This window comes from Streptomyces sp. NEAU-W12 (genome assembly GCF_026242095.1).
Lineage (GTDB): Bacteria > Actinomycetota > Actinomycetes > Streptomycetales > Streptomycetaceae > Streptomyces.
The window spans coordinates 288951-307527 of record NZ_JAPJDM010000003.1 but is presented as its reverse complement, the minus strand read 5'-3'; the positions used below and the strand labels follow the sequence as shown (position 1 = coordinate 307527).

Annotated in this window: 17 protein-coding genes; 9 read left to right on the top strand and 8 right to left on the bottom strand. The window is 73.1% G+C overall.

What is annotated here, in order from left to right; genetic code table 11:
* Positions 1-3 precede the first annotated feature (3 nt).
* Positions 4-1365 (bottom strand): glutamine synthetase family protein, encoded by a 1362-nt coding sequence (locus tag ORI94_RS05690; protein WP_042173535.1) that lies wholly within the window; start codon positions 1363-1365, stop codon positions 4-6.
* 392 nt (positions 1366-1757) lie between these two features.
* Here ORI94_RS05690 and ORI94_RS05685 point away from each other — a divergent pair, with 392 nt between their 5' ends.
* The gene (locus ORI94_RS05685) at positions 1758-2942 is read left to right on the top strand and encodes a globin domain-containing protein (protein WP_266073037.1); all 1185 of its coding nucleotides are present in this window, start codon (positions 1758-1760) and stop codon (positions 2940-2942) included.
* 22 nt (positions 2943-2964) lie between these two features.
* Here ORI94_RS05685 and ORI94_RS05680 read toward each other — a convergent pair whose 3' ends face one another.
* Positions 2965-3426 carry an RrF2 family transcriptional regulator gene (locus ORI94_RS05680; protein ID WP_266073035.1) on the bottom strand — a complete coding sequence of 154 codons (462 nt, stop codon included), beginning with the start codon at positions 3424-3426 and terminating at the stop codon, positions 2965-2967.
* Between the two features lie 173 nt (positions 3427-3599).
* On the opposite strand from ORI94_RS05680, the gene ORI94_RS05675 reads away from it, so the two are divergent.
* Positions 3600-5354: an NAD+ synthase gene (locus tag ORI94_RS05675; RefSeq protein ID WP_266073033.1), complete on the top strand. Its 1755-nt coding sequence runs from the start codon at positions 3600-3602 to the stop codon at positions 5352-5354.
* A gap of 137 nt (positions 5355-5491) precedes the next feature.
* Here ORI94_RS05675 and ORI94_RS05670 read toward each other — a convergent pair whose 3' ends face one another.
* Positions 5492-6547: an endonuclease/exonuclease/phosphatase family protein gene (locus ORI94_RS05670; RefSeq protein ID WP_266073031.1), complete on the bottom strand. Its 1056-nt coding sequence runs from the start codon at positions 6545-6547 to the stop codon at positions 5492-5494.
* Positions 6548-6902: 355 nt separating this feature from the next.
* Here ORI94_RS05670 and panB point away from each other — a divergent pair, with 355 nt between their 5' ends.
* The 3 genes from panB to ORI94_RS05655 all read left to right on the top strand — a co-directional run bounded on the left by panB (position 6903) and on the right by ORI94_RS05655 (position 10014).
* Positions 6903-7778, top strand: a complete 876-nt coding sequence (gene panB, locus ORI94_RS05665) for a 3-methyl-2-oxobutanoate hydroxymethyltransferase (RefSeq protein ID WP_266073028.1) — start codon at positions 6903-6905, stop codon at positions 7776-7778.
* Between the two features lie 302 nt (positions 7779-8080).
* Complete coding sequence (locus tag ORI94_RS05660; protein WP_266073026.1) at positions 8081-9106, top strand: ATP-binding cassette domain-containing protein; 1026 nt, start codon at positions 8081-8083, stop codon at positions 9104-9106.
* Complete coding sequence (locus ORI94_RS05655) at positions 9103-10014, top strand: ABC transporter permease (RefSeq protein WP_266073024.1); 912 nt, start codon at positions 9103-9105, stop codon at positions 10012-10014. The genes ORI94_RS05660 and ORI94_RS05655 overlap by 4 nt, the downstream gene beginning before the upstream one ends.
* Positions 10015-10046: 32 nt before the next feature.
* Here ORI94_RS05655 and ORI94_RS05650 read toward each other — a convergent pair whose 3' ends face one another.
* Complete coding sequence (locus ORI94_RS05650) at positions 10047-13436, bottom strand: BTAD domain-containing putative transcriptional regulator (protein WP_266073022.1); 3390 nt, start codon at positions 13434-13436, stop codon at positions 10047-10049.
* Between the two features lie 207 nt (positions 13437-13643).
* Between ORI94_RS05650 and ORI94_RS05645 the strand changes: the two genes are divergently transcribed.
* The gene (locus tag ORI94_RS05645) at positions 13644-14444 is read left to right on the top strand and encodes a site-2 protease family protein (protein WP_266073020.1); all 801 of its coding nucleotides are present in this window, start codon (positions 13644-13646) and stop codon (positions 14442-14444) included.
* Between the two features lie 24 nt (positions 14445-14468).
* On the opposite strand, the gene ORI94_RS05640 is transcribed toward ORI94_RS05645, so the two are convergent.
* A complete protein-coding gene (locus ORI94_RS05640; RefSeq protein WP_266073018.1) occupies positions 14469-14687 on the bottom strand; it encodes a hypothetical protein in 219 nt (72 codons plus the stop codon).
* A gap of 56 nt (positions 14688-14743) precedes the next feature.
* The gene (gene npdG, locus ORI94_RS05635; protein ID WP_266073016.1) at positions 14744-15478 is read right to left on the bottom strand and encodes an NADPH-dependent F420 reductase; all 735 of its coding nucleotides are present in this window, start codon (positions 15476-15478) and stop codon (positions 14744-14746) included.
* A gap of 148 nt (positions 15479-15626) precedes the next feature.
* Here npdG and ORI94_RS05630 point away from each other — a divergent pair, with 148 nt between their 5' ends.
* Positions 15627-16229, top strand: coding sequence for a hypothetical protein (locus ORI94_RS05630; RefSeq protein WP_266073014.1), 603 nt, complete (start codon positions 15627-15629; stop codon positions 16227-16229).
* A gap of 30 nt (positions 16230-16259) precedes the next feature.
* Here ORI94_RS05630 and ORI94_RS05625 read toward each other — a convergent pair whose 3' ends face one another.
* Positions 16260-16496, bottom strand: coding sequence for a hypothetical protein (locus tag ORI94_RS05625; RefSeq protein ID WP_266073012.1), 237 nt, complete (start codon positions 16494-16496; stop codon positions 16260-16262).
* Positions 16497-16556: 60 nt separating this feature from the next.
* Here ORI94_RS05625 and map point away from each other — a divergent pair, with 60 nt between their 5' ends.
* Both map and ORI94_RS05615 read left to right on the top strand, forming a co-directional pair.
* Positions 16557-17414 carry a type I methionyl aminopeptidase gene (map, locus tag ORI94_RS05620; protein ID WP_266073010.1) on the top strand — a complete coding sequence of 286 codons (858 nt, stop codon included), beginning with the start codon at positions 16557-16559 and terminating at the stop codon, positions 17412-17414.
* A gap of 153 nt (positions 17415-17567) precedes the next feature.
* The gene (locus ORI94_RS05615; protein ID WP_266073008.1) at positions 17568-18215 is read left to right on the top strand and encodes a heme oxygenase (biliverdin-producing); all 648 of its coding nucleotides are present in this window, start codon (positions 17568-17570) and stop codon (positions 18213-18215) included.
* Positions 18216-18438: 223 nt separating this feature from the next.
* On the opposite strand, the gene ORI94_RS05610 is transcribed toward ORI94_RS05615, so the two are convergent.
* On the bottom strand, positions 18439-18573 hold the full coding sequence (locus ORI94_RS05610) for a hypothetical protein (protein ID WP_266073006.1): 135 nt from the start codon (positions 18571-18573) through the stop codon (positions 18439-18441).
* Between the last annotated feature and the right edge of the window lie 4 nt (positions 18574-18577).

Here is an 18577-nt window from a genome sequence, read left to right as displayed (position 1 = left end):
GCGTTACAGCACCGGCAGGTTCTTGCGCAGCTCGAAGGCCGTGACCTCGGAGCGGTACTCCTCCCACTCCTGGCGCTTGTTGCGCAGGAAGAAGTCGAAGACGTGTTCGCCGAGGGTTTCGGCGACCAGGTCGCTGCGCTCCATCAGGGTGAGGGACTCGCCGAGGTTCTGCGGGAGGGGCTCGATGCCGAGGGCGCGGCGTTCGGCGTCGGAGAGGGCCCAGACGTCGTCCTCGGCGCCGGGCGGGAGTTCGTAGCCCTCCTCCACGCCCTTCATGCCGGCGGCCAGGAGGAGTGCGTACGTCAGGTACGGGTTGGCGCCGGAGTCGATCGAGCGGACCTCGACGCGGGCCGAGCCGGTCTTGCCGGGCTTGTACATCGGGACGCGGACCAGGGCCGAGCGGTTGTTGTGGCCCCAGCAGATGTACGAGGGGGCCTCGCCGCCGGCGCCGGCGGTGCGCTCGGAGCCGCCCCAGATGCGCTTGTAGGAGTTGACCCACTGGTTGGTGACGGCGGAGACCTCCGCCGCGTGCCGCAGCAGGCCCGCGATGAAGGAGCGGCCCACCTTGGAGAGCTGGTACTCGGCGCCCGACTCGTAGAACGCGTTGCGGTCGCCCTCGAAGAGGGACAGGTGCGTGTGCATGCCGCTGCCCGGGTACTCCGAGAACGGCTTCGGCATGAACGTGGCCTGCACGCCCTGTTCCAGCGCCACCTGCTTCATGACCAGGCGGAAGGTCATGATGTTGTCGGCCGTGGACAGCGCGTCCGCGTAGCGGAGGTCGATCTCCTGCTGGCCGGGGGCGCCCTCGTGGTGGGAGAACTCCACCGAGATGCCCATCGACTCCAGCATGGTGATCGCCTGCCGGCGGAAGTCCATGCCCACGTTGTGCGGGGTGTGGTCGAAGTAGCCGGAGCTGTCCGCCGGGGTCGGGCGGCTGCCGTCGACCGGCTTGTCCTTCAGCAGGAAGAACTCGATCTCCGGGTGGGTGTAGAAGGTGAAACCCTGGTCGGAGGCGCGGGCCAGCGCGCGCTTGAGGACATAGCGCGGGTCGGCGAAGGACGGGGAGCCGTCCGGCATCAGGATGTCGCAGAACATGCGGGCCGTGCCGGGGGCCTCGGCGCGCCACGGCAGGACCTGGAACGTCGACGGGTCCGGCTTGGCGATCATGTCGGACTCGTACACCCGGGCGAAGCCCTCGATGGCGGAGCCGTCGAAGCCGATGCCCTCGTCGAACGCCTGCTCCAGCTCGGCCGGGGCCACGGCCACGGACTTGAGGAAGCCCAGGACGTCCGTGAACCACAGCCGTACGAACCGGATGTCGCGCTCCTCCAGCGTCCGGAGCACGAATTCCTGCTGCTTGTCCATCTTCCGCTTCCCCATCCTTGCCGGTCAGGCCGCCAGTCTCTCCCGCACCGGGTGGCCTCCTCGGGCGGCGGTCGGGCACTTCGGCCATCCCACCACATCCGGGTTTCGCGCGTGTTGCCGACCTTGATCGTCCCACGGGCTTCCACGGTGGCGCGAAGAGCCCGGCCACGCCAGGCGTGTCACCCTGCGGCCCATCCTGCCCGCTCGGGCCGGGGTTCGTCACGGAGGGGCCCGTGCGCGCTCCGGCCCGCCCCGGCGCCCCGCGGCACACGCCTTGTACACGGTCCTCCCGGCGGCCCTGGGCCCACCCCCCCCTTTAATTGGTATTCCATATGCAAGTTTTAATGGGCGGTGCAGGCCGTCGAGAAGGCAGTCCACACCGAGGAGACCCGATGCTGTCCGAGCAGTCCGCCGCCACCGTCCGCGCCACGCTCCCCGCCGTGGGCGGGGCCCTCGGCGAGATAACCGAGCGGTTCTACGCCGGGATGTTCGAGGCCCGCCCCGAGCTGCTGCGCGACCTGTTCAACCGCGGCAACCAGGCCGCCGGCACCCAGCGCGAGGCCCTCGCCGGGTCCGTCGCGGCGTTCGCCACGCACCTGCTGGCGCACCCCGACACCCGGCCCGACGCGATGCTGGGGCGCATCGCGCACAAGCACGCCTCGCTCGGCATCGCCCCGGAGCAGTACGCGATCGTCCACGAGCACCTGTTCGCCGCGATCGCGGAGGTCCTGGGCGAGGCCGTCACGCCCGAGGTCGCGGCCGCCTGGGAGGAGGTCTACTGGCTGATGGCCAACGCCCTCATCGCCATCGAGAAGCGGCTCCACGAGGAGCAGGGCGGACCCGGCCGGCGGAAGTGGGAGGTCGTCGGGCGGGTCGCCGAGACCGCCGACGTCGTGTCGCTGCGGCTGCGACCGGCCGACGGGGGGCCGGTGCGGGGCTTCCGCCCGGGCCAGTACGTCTCCGTCCGCGTCACCCTCGGCGACGGCGCCCGGCAGATCCGCCAGTACAGCCTCTCCGGCGCGCCCGGCCCCGGCGAGCGGCAGTTCAGCGTCAAGCGCGTGCACGACGACGGAACGCCCGAGGGCGAGGTCTCCGGCCACCTGCACGCGCGCGTGCGGGTCGGGGACGTCCTGGAACTGTCCGAGGCGTACGGCGATCTCGTCCTCGAGGCCGAGCCCGCCGCCCCCCTGCTCGCCTCCGCCGGCATCGGCGTGACCCCGATGACCGCGATGCTGGCCCACCTCGCCGACCACGGCTACGACGCCCCGGTCACCGTCGTGCACGGTGACCGCTCCCCCGCCGACCACGCCCTGCGCGCCGACCACGAGACCCACGCGGCGAAGCTGCCGGACGCGGCGGTGCACCTGTGGTACGAGCAGGACGCCCCGGCCGGCGCCTCCACCGGCTACGTCGACCTCACCGGCGTACCGGTCGCGGCGGGCACGCGGGCGTACCTGTGCGGCCCGCTGCCGTTCATGCGGACGGTGCGGGAGCAGCTGATCGGCAAGGGCGTCGCACCGGCCGACATCCACTACGAGGTGTTCGGCCCGGACCTCTGGCTGGCCAAGCAGGACTGAGCGCGCCCCGCACGGCCGCGGGCTACGGCCGAGGGGGGCGGGAGATCTCCAGCAGCAGCGGGCCCGTCGGGCTCGCGGCGAGGTCCGACACGGTGAGCGGGTCCAGCGAGGCGAAGAACGCCTCCCGGGCCCGCCGCAGTGCGCCGCGCAGCCGGCAGGCGGACCGGAGCGGGCAGGGCGTGCCCGTGCCGGACGCGGACGCGCCCTCGCAGTCGACGACGTCGCCCTCGCCCTCGAAGGCCCGCACCAGGGCACCGACCGAGGCCGTCCGGCCCCGCTCGGTGAGGGCGAGGCCGCCGCCCCGGCCGCGCCGGGCGGTGAGCAGGCCCCTGTGCCGGAGTTCGGCGACGACCTTCGCGGCATGGGTGTACGGCACGCCCATGGCCTCGGCGACATCGCGCGTCGTCGGATGGGAGCCCTCCGCGGCCACGGCGAGGCGCATCAGGACCCGCAGGGCCAGGTCGGTGGAGCGCAGCAGCCTCATACCGGGGAGCGTAGGTAATGCGCATCCCGCGTTCAAATTATCTGTCGCAACCCGCAAGCCGCGGGCCGGGAGCCGTCACGCGCGACGGCCCGGCGGCCGGCTCAGGGTGATCCACGGCTCACCGCCCGCCCACCCCACCCCATAGTGTCGAGTTGACGATTACACTGGGCCGCGTGCCTCAACTTCGTCTCGCTCTGAATCAGATCGACTCGCGTGTCGGCGACCTCGCCGGCAACGCCGACACGATCCTCCGCCGGACCCGGCACTGTGCCGAGCAGGGAGCCCACCTCGTGGCGTTCCCGGAGATGGCGCTGACCGGGTATCCCGTGGAGGACCTCGCGCTGAGGTCGTCCTTCGTGGAGGCCTCCCGCGAGGCGCTGCGTTCCCTCGCCGCACGGCTCGCCGAGGAGGGCTTCGGGGAGCTGCCCGTGCTCGTCGGCTACCTCGACCGCAGCGCCGCCGCCCAGCCGAAGTACGGCCAGCCGGCCGGTGCGCCGCGCAATGCCGCGGCCGTGCTGCACGGCGGCGAGGTCGTACTGAACTTCGCCAAGCACCATCTGCCGAACTACGGGGTCTTCGACGAGTTCCGGTACTTCGTGCCGGGCGAGACCCTGCCCGTCCTGCGGCTGCACGGCGTGGACGTCGCCCTCGCCATCTGCGAGGACCTGTGGCAGGACGGCGGCCGGGTCCCGGCCGCGCGGTCGGCGAAGGCCGGGCTGCTGCTCTCCGTCAACGCCTCCCCGTACGAGCGGGAAAAGGACGACACCCGACTCGAACTGGTCCGCAGGCGGGCCCGGGAGGCCGACTGCACGACCGCCTACCTCGCGATGACCGGCGGGCAGGACGACCTGGTCTTCGACGGGGACTCGATCGTCGTCGACCGGGCCGGTGACGTCGTGGCGCGCGCGCCGCAGTTCACCGAGGAGTGCATGGTGCTCGACCTCGACCTCCCCGGGGCCGCCGCGGACGCGCCGCCGGCCGGCGAGGTCGTCGACGACGGGCTGCGGATCGACCGCGTCGTCCTGTCCGAGGCGCCGCTGCCCGCGTACGCGCCCGAGCGCCACGGATCGTCCGCTCGGCCGCTCGACGACGACGAGGAGGTGTACGCGGCGCTGGTCGCGGGGCTCCGCGCGTACGTCGTGAAGAACGGCTTCGAGTCGGTGCTGATCGGCCTGTCCGGCGGGATCGACTCGGCGCTCGTCGCCGCGATCGCCTGCGACGCGGTGGGCGCGGAGAACGTCTACGGCGTCTCCATGCCGTCGAAGTACTCCTCGGACCACTCCCGCAGCGACGCGGCGGAGCTGGCGCGGCGGACCGGGCTGAACTTCCGGACCGTCTCCATCGAGCCGATGTTCGACGCGTACATGGGGTCGTTGGGGCTCTCCGGGCTGGCGGAGGAGAACCTGCAGTCCCGGCTTCGCGGCACGATGCTCATGGCGATCTCCAACCAGGAGGGCCACCTCGTCCTGGCGCCGGGCAACAAGTCGGAGCTGGCGGTCGGGTATTCGACGCTCTACGGGGACTCGGTGGGGGCGTACGGGCCCATCAAGGACGTCTACAAGACGTCGGTGTTCCGGCTCGCGGAATGGCGCAACCGCTCGGCGGCGGCGCGTGGCGAGACCCCGCCCGTGCCGGAGAACTCGATCGCGAAGCCCCCGAGTGCGGAACTGCGGCCGGGCCAGGTCGACACGGACTCACTGCCGGACTATCCCGTCCTCGACGCGATCCTCGACCTGTACGTGGACCGGGACCGGGGCGCGGACGAGATCGTCGCGGCCGGGTTCGACGCGGAACTGGTGAAGAAGACACTGCGGATGGTCGACCGGGCCGAGTACAAGCGGCGGCAGTACCCGCCGGGGACGAAGATCTCCCCGAAGGGCTTCGGCAAGGACCGCCGGCTGCCGATCACGAACGGCTGGCGGGAGTAGTCGGCACACGAGCGCGGAGCAGGACCGGAGCGGCCCCGGGAACTCGCGTCCCGGGGCCGCCCTGCGGTCCCAACCGCCCGACGGTCCCAGCCGACCAACGGCCTCCGCCGCCCAACGGCCCCAGACATCCGGCGGTCTCAGTCGTCCGGCGTCGCGATCTTCACCCGGGCCGCGATGGGGAGGTGGTCGCTCGCCGTCTGGGGGAGCGACCACGAGCTCTCCGGTTCGGCGCCCTTGACCATGATCTGGTCGATCCGCGCCATCGGGAACGCCGCCGGCCAGCTGAAGCCGAAGCCGTTGCCCGACGCGCCCTGGGTGGAACGCATCTGGGAGGTCACGGCGTTCAGGGCGCGGTCGTTCATCGTGCCGTTCAGGTCGCCGAGCAGGACGACGTTCTCCAGGGGCTCCCTCGAGATGGCCGCGCCCAGGGCGTCGGCGCTCTTGTCGCGCTGGCGGGCGGTGAAGCCGGCCTCCATCTTCACGCGTACGGACGGAAGATGGGCGACGTACACGGCGACCTGCGCCTCGGGCGTCGTCACCGTGGCCCGCATCGCGCGCTTCCAGCCGAGCCGGATGTCGACGGCCGCCACGTCGCTCAGCGGGTACTTGCTCCACAGCCCGACGGTGCCGACCACCGCGTGGTGCTCGTACGTCGACGCCAGCGCCGCCTCGTACGCCGGGACCGCCGACGCCTTCAGTTCCTCCAGGGCCAGGACGTCCGCCCCCGAGGCGGCGACGTCGCGGGCGGTTCCGGACGGGTCGGGGTTCTGCGCGTTGACGTTGTGCGTGGCCACCGTGAGGTCGCCGCCGGGGCCGGTCCGGTCGGTGAGCAGGCCGCCGAAGAGGTTCAGCCAGACGACGGCGGGCAGCAGCACCGCGATCAGCGCGGTGGCGGACCTGCGGACCAGGGCCAGTACCAGGAGCACCGGGATGGCCAGACCCAGCCACGGCAGGAACGTCTCGAGCAGACTGCCCAGGTTGCCGACCACGTTGGGGATCCGGGCGTGGACCGCCATGACGAGGGCGAGCAGCACCGCGCACACGGCGAGGACCACGCCCCGGCGCCAGATACGGCGGTCTCCGCGCCAGCCTCTGGTCAGGCGGTCCCACAGGCGCCGAAGCCCGGTTGTCCGGCGTTGCTCGGGCCCCGGGCCGCCGTCGTCCGTCTCCGTCATGTACGCCTGCTGCGCCATACCGTCGCCTCACACCTTGCCGTGCACACCGACTCCCCCTGTGTGCGTAGACCCTAGGGGATGATCGGTGTCCTTCCCGCCGTCCGTCGACGGCCGTACGGAGGCGAGGACGAACGGAAGCGTCCCGGGGGTTCCGGAGGGGCCCGGGGAAAGCGTGCTCTGTGACGGAACGCGCACATGGTGACGGCCGGGGCGCACGGGGCGGGCTGTCGGCGGGGAGTTCCCCGTCGCCGCCCCGGTGGCGGTCCTTCCGCCGGTGTCCACCCCTGGCACCGGCTCTCGCGAAGTGCCACCATGGAGGGGATCCGGGGACGCCGTCAGGGTGCCTCGAGATGACGTGTTAGGAGCAGTTGCCATGACGCAGCTTTCGGCTGCCCCGACTTCGGGGTCGCGCCCCTCCGACGGCGGCAAGACGCTGTACGGGGGAAAGGGCACACGCCGTATCACCGTTCGTGACATCGCCCTCGCCAAGGAACGCGGCGAGAAGTGGCCCATGCTCACCGCGTACGACGCGATGACCGCGTCCGTCTTCGACGAGGCAGGCATCCCGGTCATGCTCGTCGGCGACTCCGCGGGCAACTGCCACCTCGGGTACGAGACGACCGTCCCCGTCACCCTCGACGAGATGACCATGCTGTCCGCGGCCGTGGTGCGCGGCACGAGCCGCGCCCTGATCGTCGCCGACCTGCCCTTCGGCTCGTACCAGGAGGGCCCCGTGCAGGCGCTGCGCTCGGCGACCCGGCTGGTCAAGGAGGCCGGGGCCGGCGCCGTGAAGCTGGAGGGCGGCGAGCGCTCGCACCGGCAGATCGAGTTGCTGGTCGAGTCCGGCATCCCGGTCATGGCGCACATCGGCCTCACCCCCCAGTCCGTGAACGCCATGGGCTACCGCGTCCAGGGGCGTGGCGAGGAGGCCGCGCAGCAGCTGCTGCGGGACGCCAAGTCCGTGCAGGACGCGGGGGCCTTCGCCGTGGTCCTGGAACTGGTGCCGGCCGAGCTGGCCGCCGAGGTGACCCGGACGCTGCACATCCCCACGGTCGGGATCGGCGCGGGGCCCGGGACGGACGCGCAGGTGCTGGTGTGGACCGACATGCTCGGGCTGACCGGGGGCCGGGTGCCGAAGTTCGTGAAGCAGTACGCGGACCTGCGTGGGGTCATGGGCGGCGCGGCGAAGGCGTTCGCCGAGGACGTCGTGGGCGGAACGTTCCCGCAGGAGGAGCACTCCGTTCACTGAACCACGCCGCCGTGGCGCTGCCGTGGCACTGCCGCTGAGCCAACGCCGCACACGGACGGGCCCGCCGACTTCCCCCATCGGCGGGCCCGTCTCCCCGTGAGGGCCGCTGTCCCGGGGCTGCGCCCCCGGACCCCCGCCGGCCCGAACGGCCTCGTCCTCGAACGCCGGACGGGCCGGCAACGCCGGCCGCGTCGCAGCAGTGCCCCGCCCACGGGCCCCCGGCAGCATCCCGACAGCCCTCTGTCGGGCGGCTGTCGGGCGGCCGTCGGGGGTTTGTCGGTGGGGGGTGGCAGGGTCGGGGCATGACGCGAAACGACAACGACTCCGGTGGCGCGGGCAGCGCCGTCACCGTGCGGGGGCTGGTCAAGCACTACGGCGGGACCAGGGCACTGGACGGTGTCGACCTGGATGTGCGCGAGGGCACCGTGATGGGGGTTCTCGGACCGAACGGCGCCGGCAAGACCACCCTCGTCCGCATCCTCTCCACCCTGCTCGCCCCGACCTCCGGCGGGGCCACCGTCGCCGGGTACGACGTGCTCCGCCAGCCCCGGCAGCTGCGCAGGGTGATCGGGCTGACCGGGCAGTACGCCTCCGTGGACGAGAAGCTCGCCGGCTGGGAGAACCTGTACCTGATCGGCCGGCTGCTCGACCTGTCCCGCAAGGAGGCCCGTGGCCGCGCCGACGAGCTGCTGGAGCGGTTCTCCCTCACCGAGGCGGCCCGGCGTCCGGCGGGCACGTACTCCGGCGGTATGCGGCGCCGGCTGGACCTGGCCGCGTCGATGATCGGCCGGCCGGAGGTGCTGTTCCTCGACGAGCCGACCACGGGACTGGACCCGCGTACCCGCAACGAGGTGTGGGTCGAGGTCAGGCGGCTGGTCGGGGACGGGGTGACCGTGCTGCTGACCACCCAGTACATGGAGGAGGCCGAGCAGCTCGCCTCCGAGCTGACCGTCGTGGACCGCGGCAAGGTCATCGCGAACGGCCGCATCGAGGAGCTGAAGGCCAAGGTCGGCGGTCGTACCCTGCGGATCCGTCCGGCCGATCCGCTCCAGCTGCGTCCGCTCGCCGCCGCGCTCGACGGGCTGGGCGTCACCGGGCTCGCCACCACCACCGTGGACTCCGAGCGGGGCGCCGTCCTGGTCCCGGTCCTCAGCGACGAGCAGCTGACCGCGGTGGTCGGCGCCGTCACCGCGCGGGGCCTGACCCTCGCCTCCCTCACCACCGAACTGCCCAGCCTGGACGAGGTGTTCCTCTCGCTCACCGGCCACCGTCCCAGTGCCCCGCAGGGCACCGTGCCCGCCGAGACCCACGAGGAGGCCGCCGCATGAGCTCCGCGACGTCCCCGAAGACCGCGCCGACCGCGACGACTCCGAAGACCGCCGTCACCCCGGCCGGCGGGACCACGGCGGCCGGTGCCGCCCATGGGGCCGGCACGGCTCGGGCGGCCGTCGGGGACGGCCGGATCCCGCTGCGTTCCCATCTGCGGCACACCAGCGCGCTGGTCCGCCGCAATCTGCTGTGGATCCGGCAGGACCCGGAGTCGATGTTCGACGCCGTGCTGTTCCCGATCGTGTTCACCCTGCTGTTCGTGTACGTCTTCGGCGGCTCGATCGGACAGTCGCTGGGCGGCGGGCAGGAGGCGTACGTGCAGTACGTCGTGCCCGGCCTGATGGCCATGACGGGCATGAGCATGGCCATGGGGGTGGGCACCGGCTTCAACCAGGACTTCAACACGGGTGTCATGGACCGTTTCCGGTCGCTGCCCATCGGCCGGGGCTCGGTGCTGTTCGCCAAGATCGCGGTCGAGATACTGCGCATGCTGATCGCCACCGCGATCCTCATCGTCGTCGGTGTCCTGGTCGGCTTCGACATCACCCACTGGCCGGGGCTGTTCGCCGCCGTGGGGCTGTCCGTGCTGTTCGGCTCGGCCCTCATGTGGATCTTCATCACGCTGGGTGTGACGATGAAGAGCGCGCAGTCGGTGCAGGCGATGGGCTTCCTGGTGCTGATGCCGCTGCAGTTCGGTTCGTCGATCTTCGCGCCGACCCGATCGATGCCGGGCTGGCTGCAGACCTTCACCGACGTCAACCCGCTGTCCTCGCTGGCCGACGCCGCGCGCGGCCTGATGGTGGGCGGCCCGGTCGCGCACGACCTGTGGCTGACGGTGGCCTGGTCGGTGGGGATCACGGCGGTGATGGCACCGGTCGCGATCCACAAGTTCCGTACGAAGAGCTGACCGGGGAGCCGGTCCTCCGGCCCCGCGTGCGGTCAGACCAGGGCGGCGGCCTCCTCCGGGGAGAGGCGGCCGCCCTCCGCGTACGCGGCGGCGTACGCGGTGTCGCCGAGGGCCTCCCGGATCCGCCGCTCGGCCCGTTCACGTACCTCGCGATCCATGCGCCCGGCGATGTGACGGGACGGCAGGGAGGCGTCGGCGGCGCCGAGGCAACGGGCCGCGTCGCGGGCGTGCCGGCCGCCGTCCACGCCGGCCAGGGCCATGGCGGCCATGGTCAGGTGCGAGGCCCGCATATGGACGGCGATCGCCAGGGTCAGCGGGTTGTTGGACTGGGCGAGCGCCGCACGGATCGTGCCCAGCGCCCGTTCGTCGTGTCCGTCGGCGATGTCGAGCCAGCCCTCGGCGCCGAGGATGAAGGCGTCGAAGACGACGTAGTGCGCGATACGGAACTCCTCACGCAGCGCCCGCAGTTGCTCGCGCGCCTCGGCGACGCGCCCGGTCATGCCGAGCCAATCGGTCAGGAAGAGCCGGGCGGCGGGCAGCGCCGGCTCGTGTCCGCCGCCGCGCCGGTCGATGACGTCGCGCAGCAGCCGCTCACCACGCTCCTCCTCCCCCGCCTCCAGCAGCACGCCGCCCAGCCGGGCGGTGAGCACCGCGGTCTGGGCGTGGGCGCCCAGACGTTCCGCGTACCGGATCGCCTCCTCGTAGTCGGCGGCGGCGAGCGCGCACTCGCCGCGACGTTCGCGTGCCTCGGCGCGGGCGGCGAGACCTTCGGCGGCGCCCCAGGCGTCGCCGATCCGCCGGTGGATCTCCAGGGCCTCGTCGGCGTCGCGCAGCGCGTCGTCGGCCCAGTCGCTGCGGTTGGCGAGGAAGTTGGCCCTCATCTGCAGGTTGGAGGCCAGTTCCCAGTCGAAGCCGGGTGTCTGCCGGCAGGTGCGGACGGCCGCGTCGACGACCTTGTGCAGGGTGTTCATCTCGCCGTTCAGCAGCAGGGCGAACGCCCAGAAGGTGCCGGGCGGGCGGCAGGTCTGCGGCTGGCCGGGCTCGTAGGTCGCGGCGATGACCCGCAGCCTGCGCTGCGCCTGGGGCGTCATCCAGTCGTCCAGCTCCGTGTCCATGCAGGCCATGTGGGCCAGATGCACCTCGCGCCGGGCCTCGGCGAGCACCTCGTCGGTCATCGGCGGCGGGGCGTCGGTGCAGCTCTGCCACAACGACGGGACGGGGCGGGCCGGTTCGGTGAAGGGGTCCGGGCCCAGCGCCATCACCTCACGGCACCAGGTGCGGGCCTCGATCCGCTGGTCGCGCATCTGCCAGTACCAGACCAGCGACAGCGTCAGGCACAGCGCCTCCTGCTCGTCGCGGGCGGTGAGGGCGTGGCGCAGCGCGGTACGCAGGTTCTCGTACTCGCGCTCCAGCCGCTCGATGGCGAGCAGCTGGTCGGGGCCGCGCAGCAACGGATCTGTGGTGCGCGCGAGTTCGCGGTAGTGCCTGAGGTGGGCACGTTCGGCGCCGGGCCGCTGTCCGGCCTCGTCGAGCCGTTCGGACGCGTACTCGGCGACCGTCTCCAGCAGCCGGTAGCGCATCTCGTCACCGCCCGCGCCGGTGCCCGCGCCCGAAGGGGCCGCCACCACGAGGGACTTGTCCACGAGCGAGCCGAGCACGTCCAGTACGGCGGGGCCGCACACGGCCTCGGCGGCGGCCAGGTCGCAGCCGCCCGCGAAGACGGACAGCCGCCGCAGGACGTCCCGTTCACCGGCGTCGAGCAGGTCCCAGGACCAGTCGACGACGGCCCGCAGGGTCTGCTGGCGGGGCCGGACGGTGCGGCTGCCGGAGGTGAGCAGCCGGAAGCGGTCGTCGAGCCGGTCGGCGATCTGGCGCGGGGTCAGCATCCGCAGCCGGGCTGCGGCGAGTTCGATGGCCAGGGGCAGCCCGTCGAGCCGGCGGCAGATCTCCGCGCACGCCTTCGGGTCGTCGTCGACGCGAAAGCCGGGGCGGGCGGCGGCCCCGCGGTCGGCGAGCAGCCGCAGCGCGACCGGTTCCGGCAGCGGTTCCACCGGGCGCAGCACCTCCCCCGGGACGCCGAGGGGTTCGCGGCTGGTGGCGAGCACGGTGAGTCCGGGGCAGCGTTCGAGGAGGGTCTCGACCAGCCGGGCGGCGGCGTCCACGACGTGCTCGCAGTTGTCCAGGACGAGCAGCATGCGGCGCCTGCCGCAGTGTTCGGCGAGGCGGCCCACGGGGTCGTCGCCGCGTTCGGCGGCGGCCCGCATGCCCTCGGCGCCGGCGCCGTACAGCACGGTCTCGCGGGCGCCGACGGCGGTGACGACCGCTTCGGGGACGGCGGCGGGGTCGTCGACCGGGGCGAGTTCGGCGACCCGGACGCCGTCCCGTACGAGGTCCGGGAGCCCGCCCCGGGCCGCGCCGTCCCCCGTGCCGTCGTGCCCGGCGGACGCTCCGTCGTGTGCCGCGGGCGCTCCGTCGTGTGTCGCGGACACCCGCAGGAGGGCGTCCGCGGCCTCCTGCGACAGCCGGGTCTTCCCGGCCCCTCCGGGCCCGAGCAGGGTGACCAGCCGGGCCGAGGCGAGATCGCCCCGGATGGCCTCGATGTCGGCCTCCCGGCCGACGAAGGAGGTCAGCCGGGCCCGCAGGCCGCCGGGCGGGGGTGGGGGCGGTGGCGCCGGTGCGACCGCCGGCGTCGCTTCCGGTCTCAGTAACGCGGCGTGCAGGGACCGCAGTTCGGCGCCGGGGTCGGAGCCGAGACGGTCGGCGAGCAGCCGGCGTACGTCCTCGTAGGCGGCCAGCGCCTCGGCGGTGCGTCCGGCGTCCCGCAGGGCGCGCAGCCGCAGCGCCTGGAGGGGTTCGTCGAGGGGGTGGCCGTCGCACAGGGCGGTCAGCTCGGGCAGCGACTGCTCGGCCTCGCCGAGGGCCAGGGCGGCGCCGTGCCGGGCGCGCAGGGCGTCCAGGCGCCGGGCAGCGGCCCGGGCCGCCTCGCCGGTGCGGTCGGGCAGATCGGCGAGGGCCGGTCCGCGCCACAGGGCGAGGGCCTCGTCCAGCACGAGGCACGCCTTGGCCGGATCCCCGTCGGACAGCGCGCGCAGGCCCTCGCCGGCCAGCCGCCCGAACCGGTGCAGGTCGACGTCGTCGGGTGCGGCGGTGAGGCGGTAGCCGCCGTCGTCGAAGGCCACCGCGTCCGCGCCGAGCACCCGGCGCAGCCGCCCCACCAGCGCCTGCAGCGCGCCCGTCGCGTCGGCCGGCGGTTCGCCGTCCCACACCTCGTCGACGAGGTGACGCACCGGCACCGTACGGCCGGCCCGCAGCGCGAGCACCGTGAGCAGCGCACGCAACCGCGCCCCGCCGACCGGGACGGCGGTGCCGTCGGGACGGAGTGCCTGGGTGGTACCGAGGATGCGATAGCGCACGGGGTCCATTGTCTCCGGTGGTCCGGGGGCGGTCGCGGGCCGGGGTCGGACGGGCGGGCCGGCGGCCCCGTCCGCCCGCCGCCGCCCGCAGGTCCCCCACCCTCTCCGGAACCGGTGGCCGACGCGAGACGTTTTCCGGGTGCGCCGGGTACGGTCGGGCAGTCCGCCCGCGTGTCTCCGACGGCCGCGTGCCCGACAGCCAGCCCAGGGAGCCCCATGACCACCGCCACCACCCGCCGCAGCGACCGGCGGATCAGCCCGGTGTTCCTGGGCATCCTGGCCGTCACGGCGGTCACCGGATGGGCCGCCTGGACCGGGTTCGCGAACCAGCCGGGCGTGGCCGTGTTCCTGTTCGTGACGGCCGCCTGGATCGTCTCGCTGTGCCTGCACGAGTACGCGCACGCCCGCACGGCGCTGCACAGCGGCGACATCTCGATCGGCGCGAAGGGCTACCTCACGCTGAATCCCGCGAAGTACACCCACGCCCTGCTCAGCATCGTGCTCCCGGTGCTGTTCGTGATCATGGGCGGGATCGGTCTGCCGGGCGGCGCGGTGTTCATCGAGCGGCACCGGATCCGGGGGCGCTGGCGGCACAGCCTGATCTCGGCGGCGGGCCCGCTGACGAACGTGCTGTTCGCGCTCGTGTGCACGGCACCGTTCTGGCTGGGCGCGCTGGACGGCGTGCCGGTCCACTTCCGGTTCGCGCTGGCGTTCCTGGCGCTGCTCCAGGTGACGGCGGCGATCCTGAACTTCCTGCCGGTGCCGGGCCTGGACGGCTACGGCGTGCTCGAGCCCTGGCTGTCGCCGGGCCTGCGGCGGCAGGTGGAGCCGTTCGCTCCGTTCGGCCTGCTGTTCGTGTTCGCGCTGCTGTGGGTGCCGGCGGTCAACGGCGTGTTCTTCGAGGTGATCGACTCGGTCCTGTCGGCCCTGGGCATCCACGAGGCGGAGACGTACTGCGGCCTGGAGCTGTTCCGCTTCTGGCAGGGGGAGAACGAGTTCTGCGCGGCAGCGGCGTGAGGGGTCCGGCCGGCGGCGGGTGGCTCAGCCCGTGACGGGGCCTTCGGCCCGGGCTGCGCGCGCCGCCCTCCCGGCCTCCCGCTCGGCCTTCCCGCGCCGCACGTAGTACCAGGTCATGTTGGACGACAGCCCCGCGAGCAGGATCCAGACGACGCCCAGCCAGCTGCCCTGGACGAAGGACACGACGGCCGCGGCGACGGCGAGGAGGCAGACGGTGAGGGCGTAGAGAGCGAGGCGGGGCATGGCGGCTGGGCTCCTGTCGGGGGACACTGCTTCGCCGACCAGTGTCCCCCATGGGGTCACACGTCCGTGACGCGGAGCCCGGCGTGCGCCTTGTAGCGGCGGTTGACGGAGATCAGGTTGGCGACCAGGGACTCCACCTGGTGGGCGTTGCGCAGCCGCCCGGCGAAGATGCCGCGCATGCCGGGAATGCGTCCGGCGAGGGCCTGCACGATCTCCACGTCGGCGCGGACCTCGCCGAGCACCATCACGTCGGTGTCGATCATCTCGGTCTCCGGGTCCTGGAGCAGGACCGCGGACAGGTGGTGGAAGGCGGCGGTGACCCGGGAGTCCGGGAGGAGGGCTGCGGCCTGCTGGGCGGCGCTGCCCTCCTCCGGCCTGAGCGCGTAGGCGCCCTGCTTGTCGAAGCCGAGCGGGTTGACGCAGTCGACGACGAGCTTGCCGGCCAGTTCCTCGCGCAGGTCTTCGAGCGTCCTGCCGTGGCCGTCCCAGGGCACGGCGACGATCACGATGTCGCTGCGGCGGGCGGTCTCGGCGTTGTCGGCGCCCTCGACACCGTGGCCGAGCTCCTCGGCGGCGGCCTGCGCGCGTTCGGCGGCGCGCGAACCGATGATCACCTTCTGGCCGGCCCTGGCGAGCCGGAAGGCGAGGCCCCTGCCCTGCGGTCCGGTGCCGCCGAGCACGCCGACGACGAGTCCGGAGACGTCGGGCAGGTCCCAGGGGTCCTTGGCGGGCGCCTTCGCGGGGGCGTTTTCGGGCTGCTGTGCGCTGTCGCTGGGGGTACGGGAGGTCATGGCCCGACTCTACGGGCGCGGGGAGGCCGTTTCCGGCCCGGCGGGCCCACGTGAGCCCCGTCACTGCGCCGCCCGCCGCTCCCCTCGGCCGGGTGAACCGGCGGCGAACACCGGATCTCCGGGGCCCGGTCGGGGCAGGGTGCGGCCCATGGATGCCGTACGGGTCGCGCTGCTGCGGGACGTGCTCGCCGGGACCGAGTGGCTGGGGGCCACCCGGCGGTTCGCGGGGGCGCTGCGGGGATCGGTGGTGTCGCACGGGGGCGGGCTGCTGCTGGTGGGTACGCGGGAGTACGAGCCGTGGCACCTGGCGGCGCATCTGGTGGACGAGGCCGCCTGGTCGGGCACGCCGGAGCTGGCCCCGACGCTCGTACGGCACGACGCGCGCCCTTCGGACCCCGCGCATCTGGCGGTGGGGCTCGGACGGCTGGAGGCGGCGCGGCGGGGCGAGACGCTGCTGGTGGTGGCGCCCGGGGAGCCCACCGCCCCGCTGCTGGAGCGGGTGGCGGACGCCCGCCGGGCCGGCGCGACGCTGCTGTCCCTGGGCCCCGGGGACGGCGAGCTGCCGGCGCTGGCCCACGAGGCGCTGGCCGTCCCGGACGGCGCCGAGCTGGACCTGGACACCGTGCAGCACCTGGTCGGCGCGGCGGCCGGGGAGAACGCGCTGCCGCCGTCGCGGGGCCGCCGCCCCTTCCGGGACCGCATGTCACGCCTGGCCGACCTCCTGACGGCCCCGCCCCCGGCCCGCTGGTAGCCGGAGCGGGCCCGCCCGCGGGCCGCCCGGTCAGGCGTCGCCGCGTCCGCCGTCGCCCTCGGCGGCGTCGTGCCACCTGGGGTCGTTCTCCCACTGGAGGTTGCGCTCGCGGGCCGTCGCCATGGCGTGCTCGGCCTCGGTGCGGCTCGTGTAGGGCCCGAAGCGGTCCTTGTTCGGACAGTCCGGACCCTCCTCGACCTTCTGGTGTTCCAGGCAGTAGTACCACTCGCCCGGCTTTCCGACCGTCCGCTTCTTGAACAGGGGCATGACCGGCTCCTCTCGCCACGGAAGACGGTGCCCCGTGGGCACTGAATTAGACTCGCCGCCATGTCTGGCCAGTCGCTGCTCATCCCAGGGGAACTGTCCCCCACCCGTTCCGTACCCGGAAACATCCGCCGACCCGAGTACGTCGGGAAGCCCGCTCCCACGCCGTACACCGGCCCGGAGGTGCAGACCCCCGAGACCGTGGAGGCGATGCGGACCGCCGGGCGGATCGCGGCGCGGGCGATGGCGGAGGCCGCCAAGCTCATCGCGCCCGGCGTGACCACCGACGAGCTGGACCGGGTGGCGCACGCGTACATGTGCGACCACGGGGCGTACCCGTCGACGCTCGGTTACCGCGGCTTCCCCAAGTCGCTGTGCACGTCGGTCAACGAGGTGATCTGCCACGGCATCCCGGACTCGACGGTGCTGCGCGACGGCGACATCGTCAACCTGGACGTGACGGCGTACATCGGCGGGGTGCACGGCGACAACAACGCCACGTACCTGGTGGGCGACGTGGACGAGGAGAGCCGGCTCCTGGTGGAACGCACCCGGGAGTCGCTGAACCGGGCGATCAAGGCCGTCAGGCCGGGCCGGCAGATCAACATCATCGGCCGGGTCATCGAGTCGTACGCCAAGCGCTTCGGCTACGGCGTGGTCCGGGACTTCACCGGCCACGGCATCAACACCGCGTTCCACTCCGGGCTGGTCGTCCCGCACTACGACAGCCCGCACGCGACGACGGTCATCCAGCCCGGCATGACGTTCACGATCGAGCCGATGCTGACGCTGGGCACGCACGAGTACGACATGTGGGACGACGGCTGGACGGTCGTGACGAAGGACCGCAGGCGGACGGCCCAGTTCGAGCACACCCTGGTGGTGACGGACACGGGCGCGGACATCCTGACCCTGCCGTAGCCGGCCCCGAAGCCCCTTCCCCCTCGGGCCCGCCCTCTTCGGAGGGCGGGCTTTCGTCGTTCCGCAACGGGGTAGGAAGTCACCGACGGGATGCCGACGAACCGTCGGCAAGGCATTGACTTAGGCAAGCCTAACCACAGAAGATCTGGACTCATGGACTCCTTCTCGACCCTCATCCGCACCGCCTCGCACGAGCAGCACGTGGAGGCGGAGACCTCGACGTTCATGAGTGACCTGCTCGGCGGCCGGCTGGGCATGGACGCGTACGCGCGCTACACCGAGCAACTGTGGTTCGTCTACGAGGCGCTGGAGTCCGGCGCGCAGCGGCTGGCGTCGGACCCGGTGGCCGGCCCGTTCGTCCGCCCGGAGCTGCTGCGCCTGCCCTCCCTGGAGCAGGACCTCGCCCACCTGCGGGGCCCCGAATGGCGCGCGACCCTGACGGCGCTGCCCGCCACGCGGGCGTACGCGGAGCGCGTCGCGCACTGCGCGAACGCGTGGCCGGCGGGCTACATCGCCCACCACTACACCCGCTACCTCGGCGACCTCTCCGGCGGCCAGATCATCCGCGACAGGGCGGAGCGCACCTGGGGCTTCCCGAAGAAGGGCGACGGCGTCCGCTTCTACGTCTTCGAGGAGATATCCAACCCGGCCGCCTTCAAGCGCGAGTACCGCGAACTCCTCGACGGCGTCCGGGCGGACGACCTGGAGAAGCAGCGCGTCATCACCGAGTGCAAGCGGGCCTTCGCCCTGAACACCGACGTCTTCCGCGCCCTGGGCGAGGAGTTCCCGCTGTCGGCGTGACGCCCGCCCCGCGGCTCGCAGAAACCGCAGCCGCTCCGTCGCCCTGCGCAACGCCTCGCTCCGGGCCCGGTACGCGGGAACCCTGCGCAGGGCATCGGGCCCGACCGTCCGCCCCAGCCGGCCGAAGTCCCGCTCCGCGTCGCGCCGGCCACCGAGAGCCGCCTTCGGCACGGCCTTCGGGTCTGCGGCCTTCTCCACGTCGTGCGGCACCTCCCACGCGGCGTCACGCGTGGGTGCCGCTCTCCAGCAGATGGGACTCGCCCGAGGCGTCGGCTCCCACCAGGACGGTGAACGGCGGCAGGTCGAGGGCGAAGTCGTCGAACGGCTCGTACCCGTCGATCCCGATCCACGTGATCACCCTG

Excerpts from the sequence above, each read along its gene's own strand:
- ORI94_RS05640 (WP_266073018.1), bottom strand. The coding sequence starts at position 14,687 with ATGCCCCGCCTCGCTCTCTACGCCCTCACCGTCTGCCTCCTCGCCGTC.
- ORI94_RS05625 (WP_266073012.1), bottom strand. The coding sequence starts at position 16,496 with ATGCCCCTGTTCAAGAAGCGGACGGTCGGAAAGCCGGGCGAGTGGTAC.
- ORI94_RS05670 (WP_266073031.1), bottom strand. The coding sequence starts at position 6,547 with ATGGCGCAGCAGGCGTACATGACGGAGACGGACGACGGCGGCCCGGGG.
- ORI94_RS05685 (WP_266073037.1), top strand. The coding sequence starts at position 1,758 with ATGCTGTCCGAGCAGTCCGCCGCCACCGTCCGCGCCACGCTCCCCGCC.
- npdG (WP_266073016.1), bottom strand. The coding sequence starts at position 15,478 with ATGACCTCCCGTACCCCCAGCGACAGCGCACAGCAGCCCGAAAACGCC.
- ORI94_RS05615 (WP_266073008.1), top strand. The coding sequence starts at position 17,568 with ATGGACTCCTTCTCGACCCTCATCCGCACCGCCTCGCACGAGCAGCAC.
- ORI94_RS05655 (WP_266073024.1), top strand. The coding sequence starts at position 9,103 with ATGAGCTCCGCGACGTCCCCGAAGACCGCGCCGACCGCGACGACTCCG.
- map (WP_266073010.1), top strand. The coding sequence starts at position 16,557 with ATGTCTGGCCAGTCGCTGCTCATCCCAGGGGAACTGTCCCCCACCCGT.
- panB (WP_266073028.1), top strand. The coding sequence starts at position 6,903 with ATGACGCAGCTTTCGGCTGCCCCGACTTCGGGGTCGCGCCCCTCCGAC.
- ORI94_RS05630 (WP_266073014.1), top strand. The coding sequence starts at position 15,627 with ATGGATGCCGTACGGGTCGCGCTGCTGCGGGACGTGCTCGCCGGGACC.
- ORI94_RS05645 (WP_266073020.1), top strand. The coding sequence starts at position 13,644 with ATGACCACCGCCACCACCCGCCGCAGCGACCGGCGGATCAGCCCGGTG.
- ORI94_RS05680 (WP_266073035.1), bottom strand. The coding sequence starts at position 3,426 with ATGAGGCTGCTGCGCTCCACCGACCTGGCCCTGCGGGTCCTGATGCGC.
- ORI94_RS05660 (WP_266073026.1), top strand. The coding sequence starts at position 8,081 with ATGACGCGAAACGACAACGACTCCGGTGGCGCGGGCAGCGCCGTCACC.
- ORI94_RS05650 (WP_266073022.1), bottom strand. The coding sequence starts at position 13,436 with ATGGACCCCGTGCGCTATCGCATCCTCGGTACCACCCAGGCACTCCGT.
- ORI94_RS05690 (WP_042173535.1), bottom strand. The coding sequence starts at position 1,365 with ATGGACAAGCAGCAGGAATTCGTGCTCCGGACGCTGGAGGAGCGCGAC.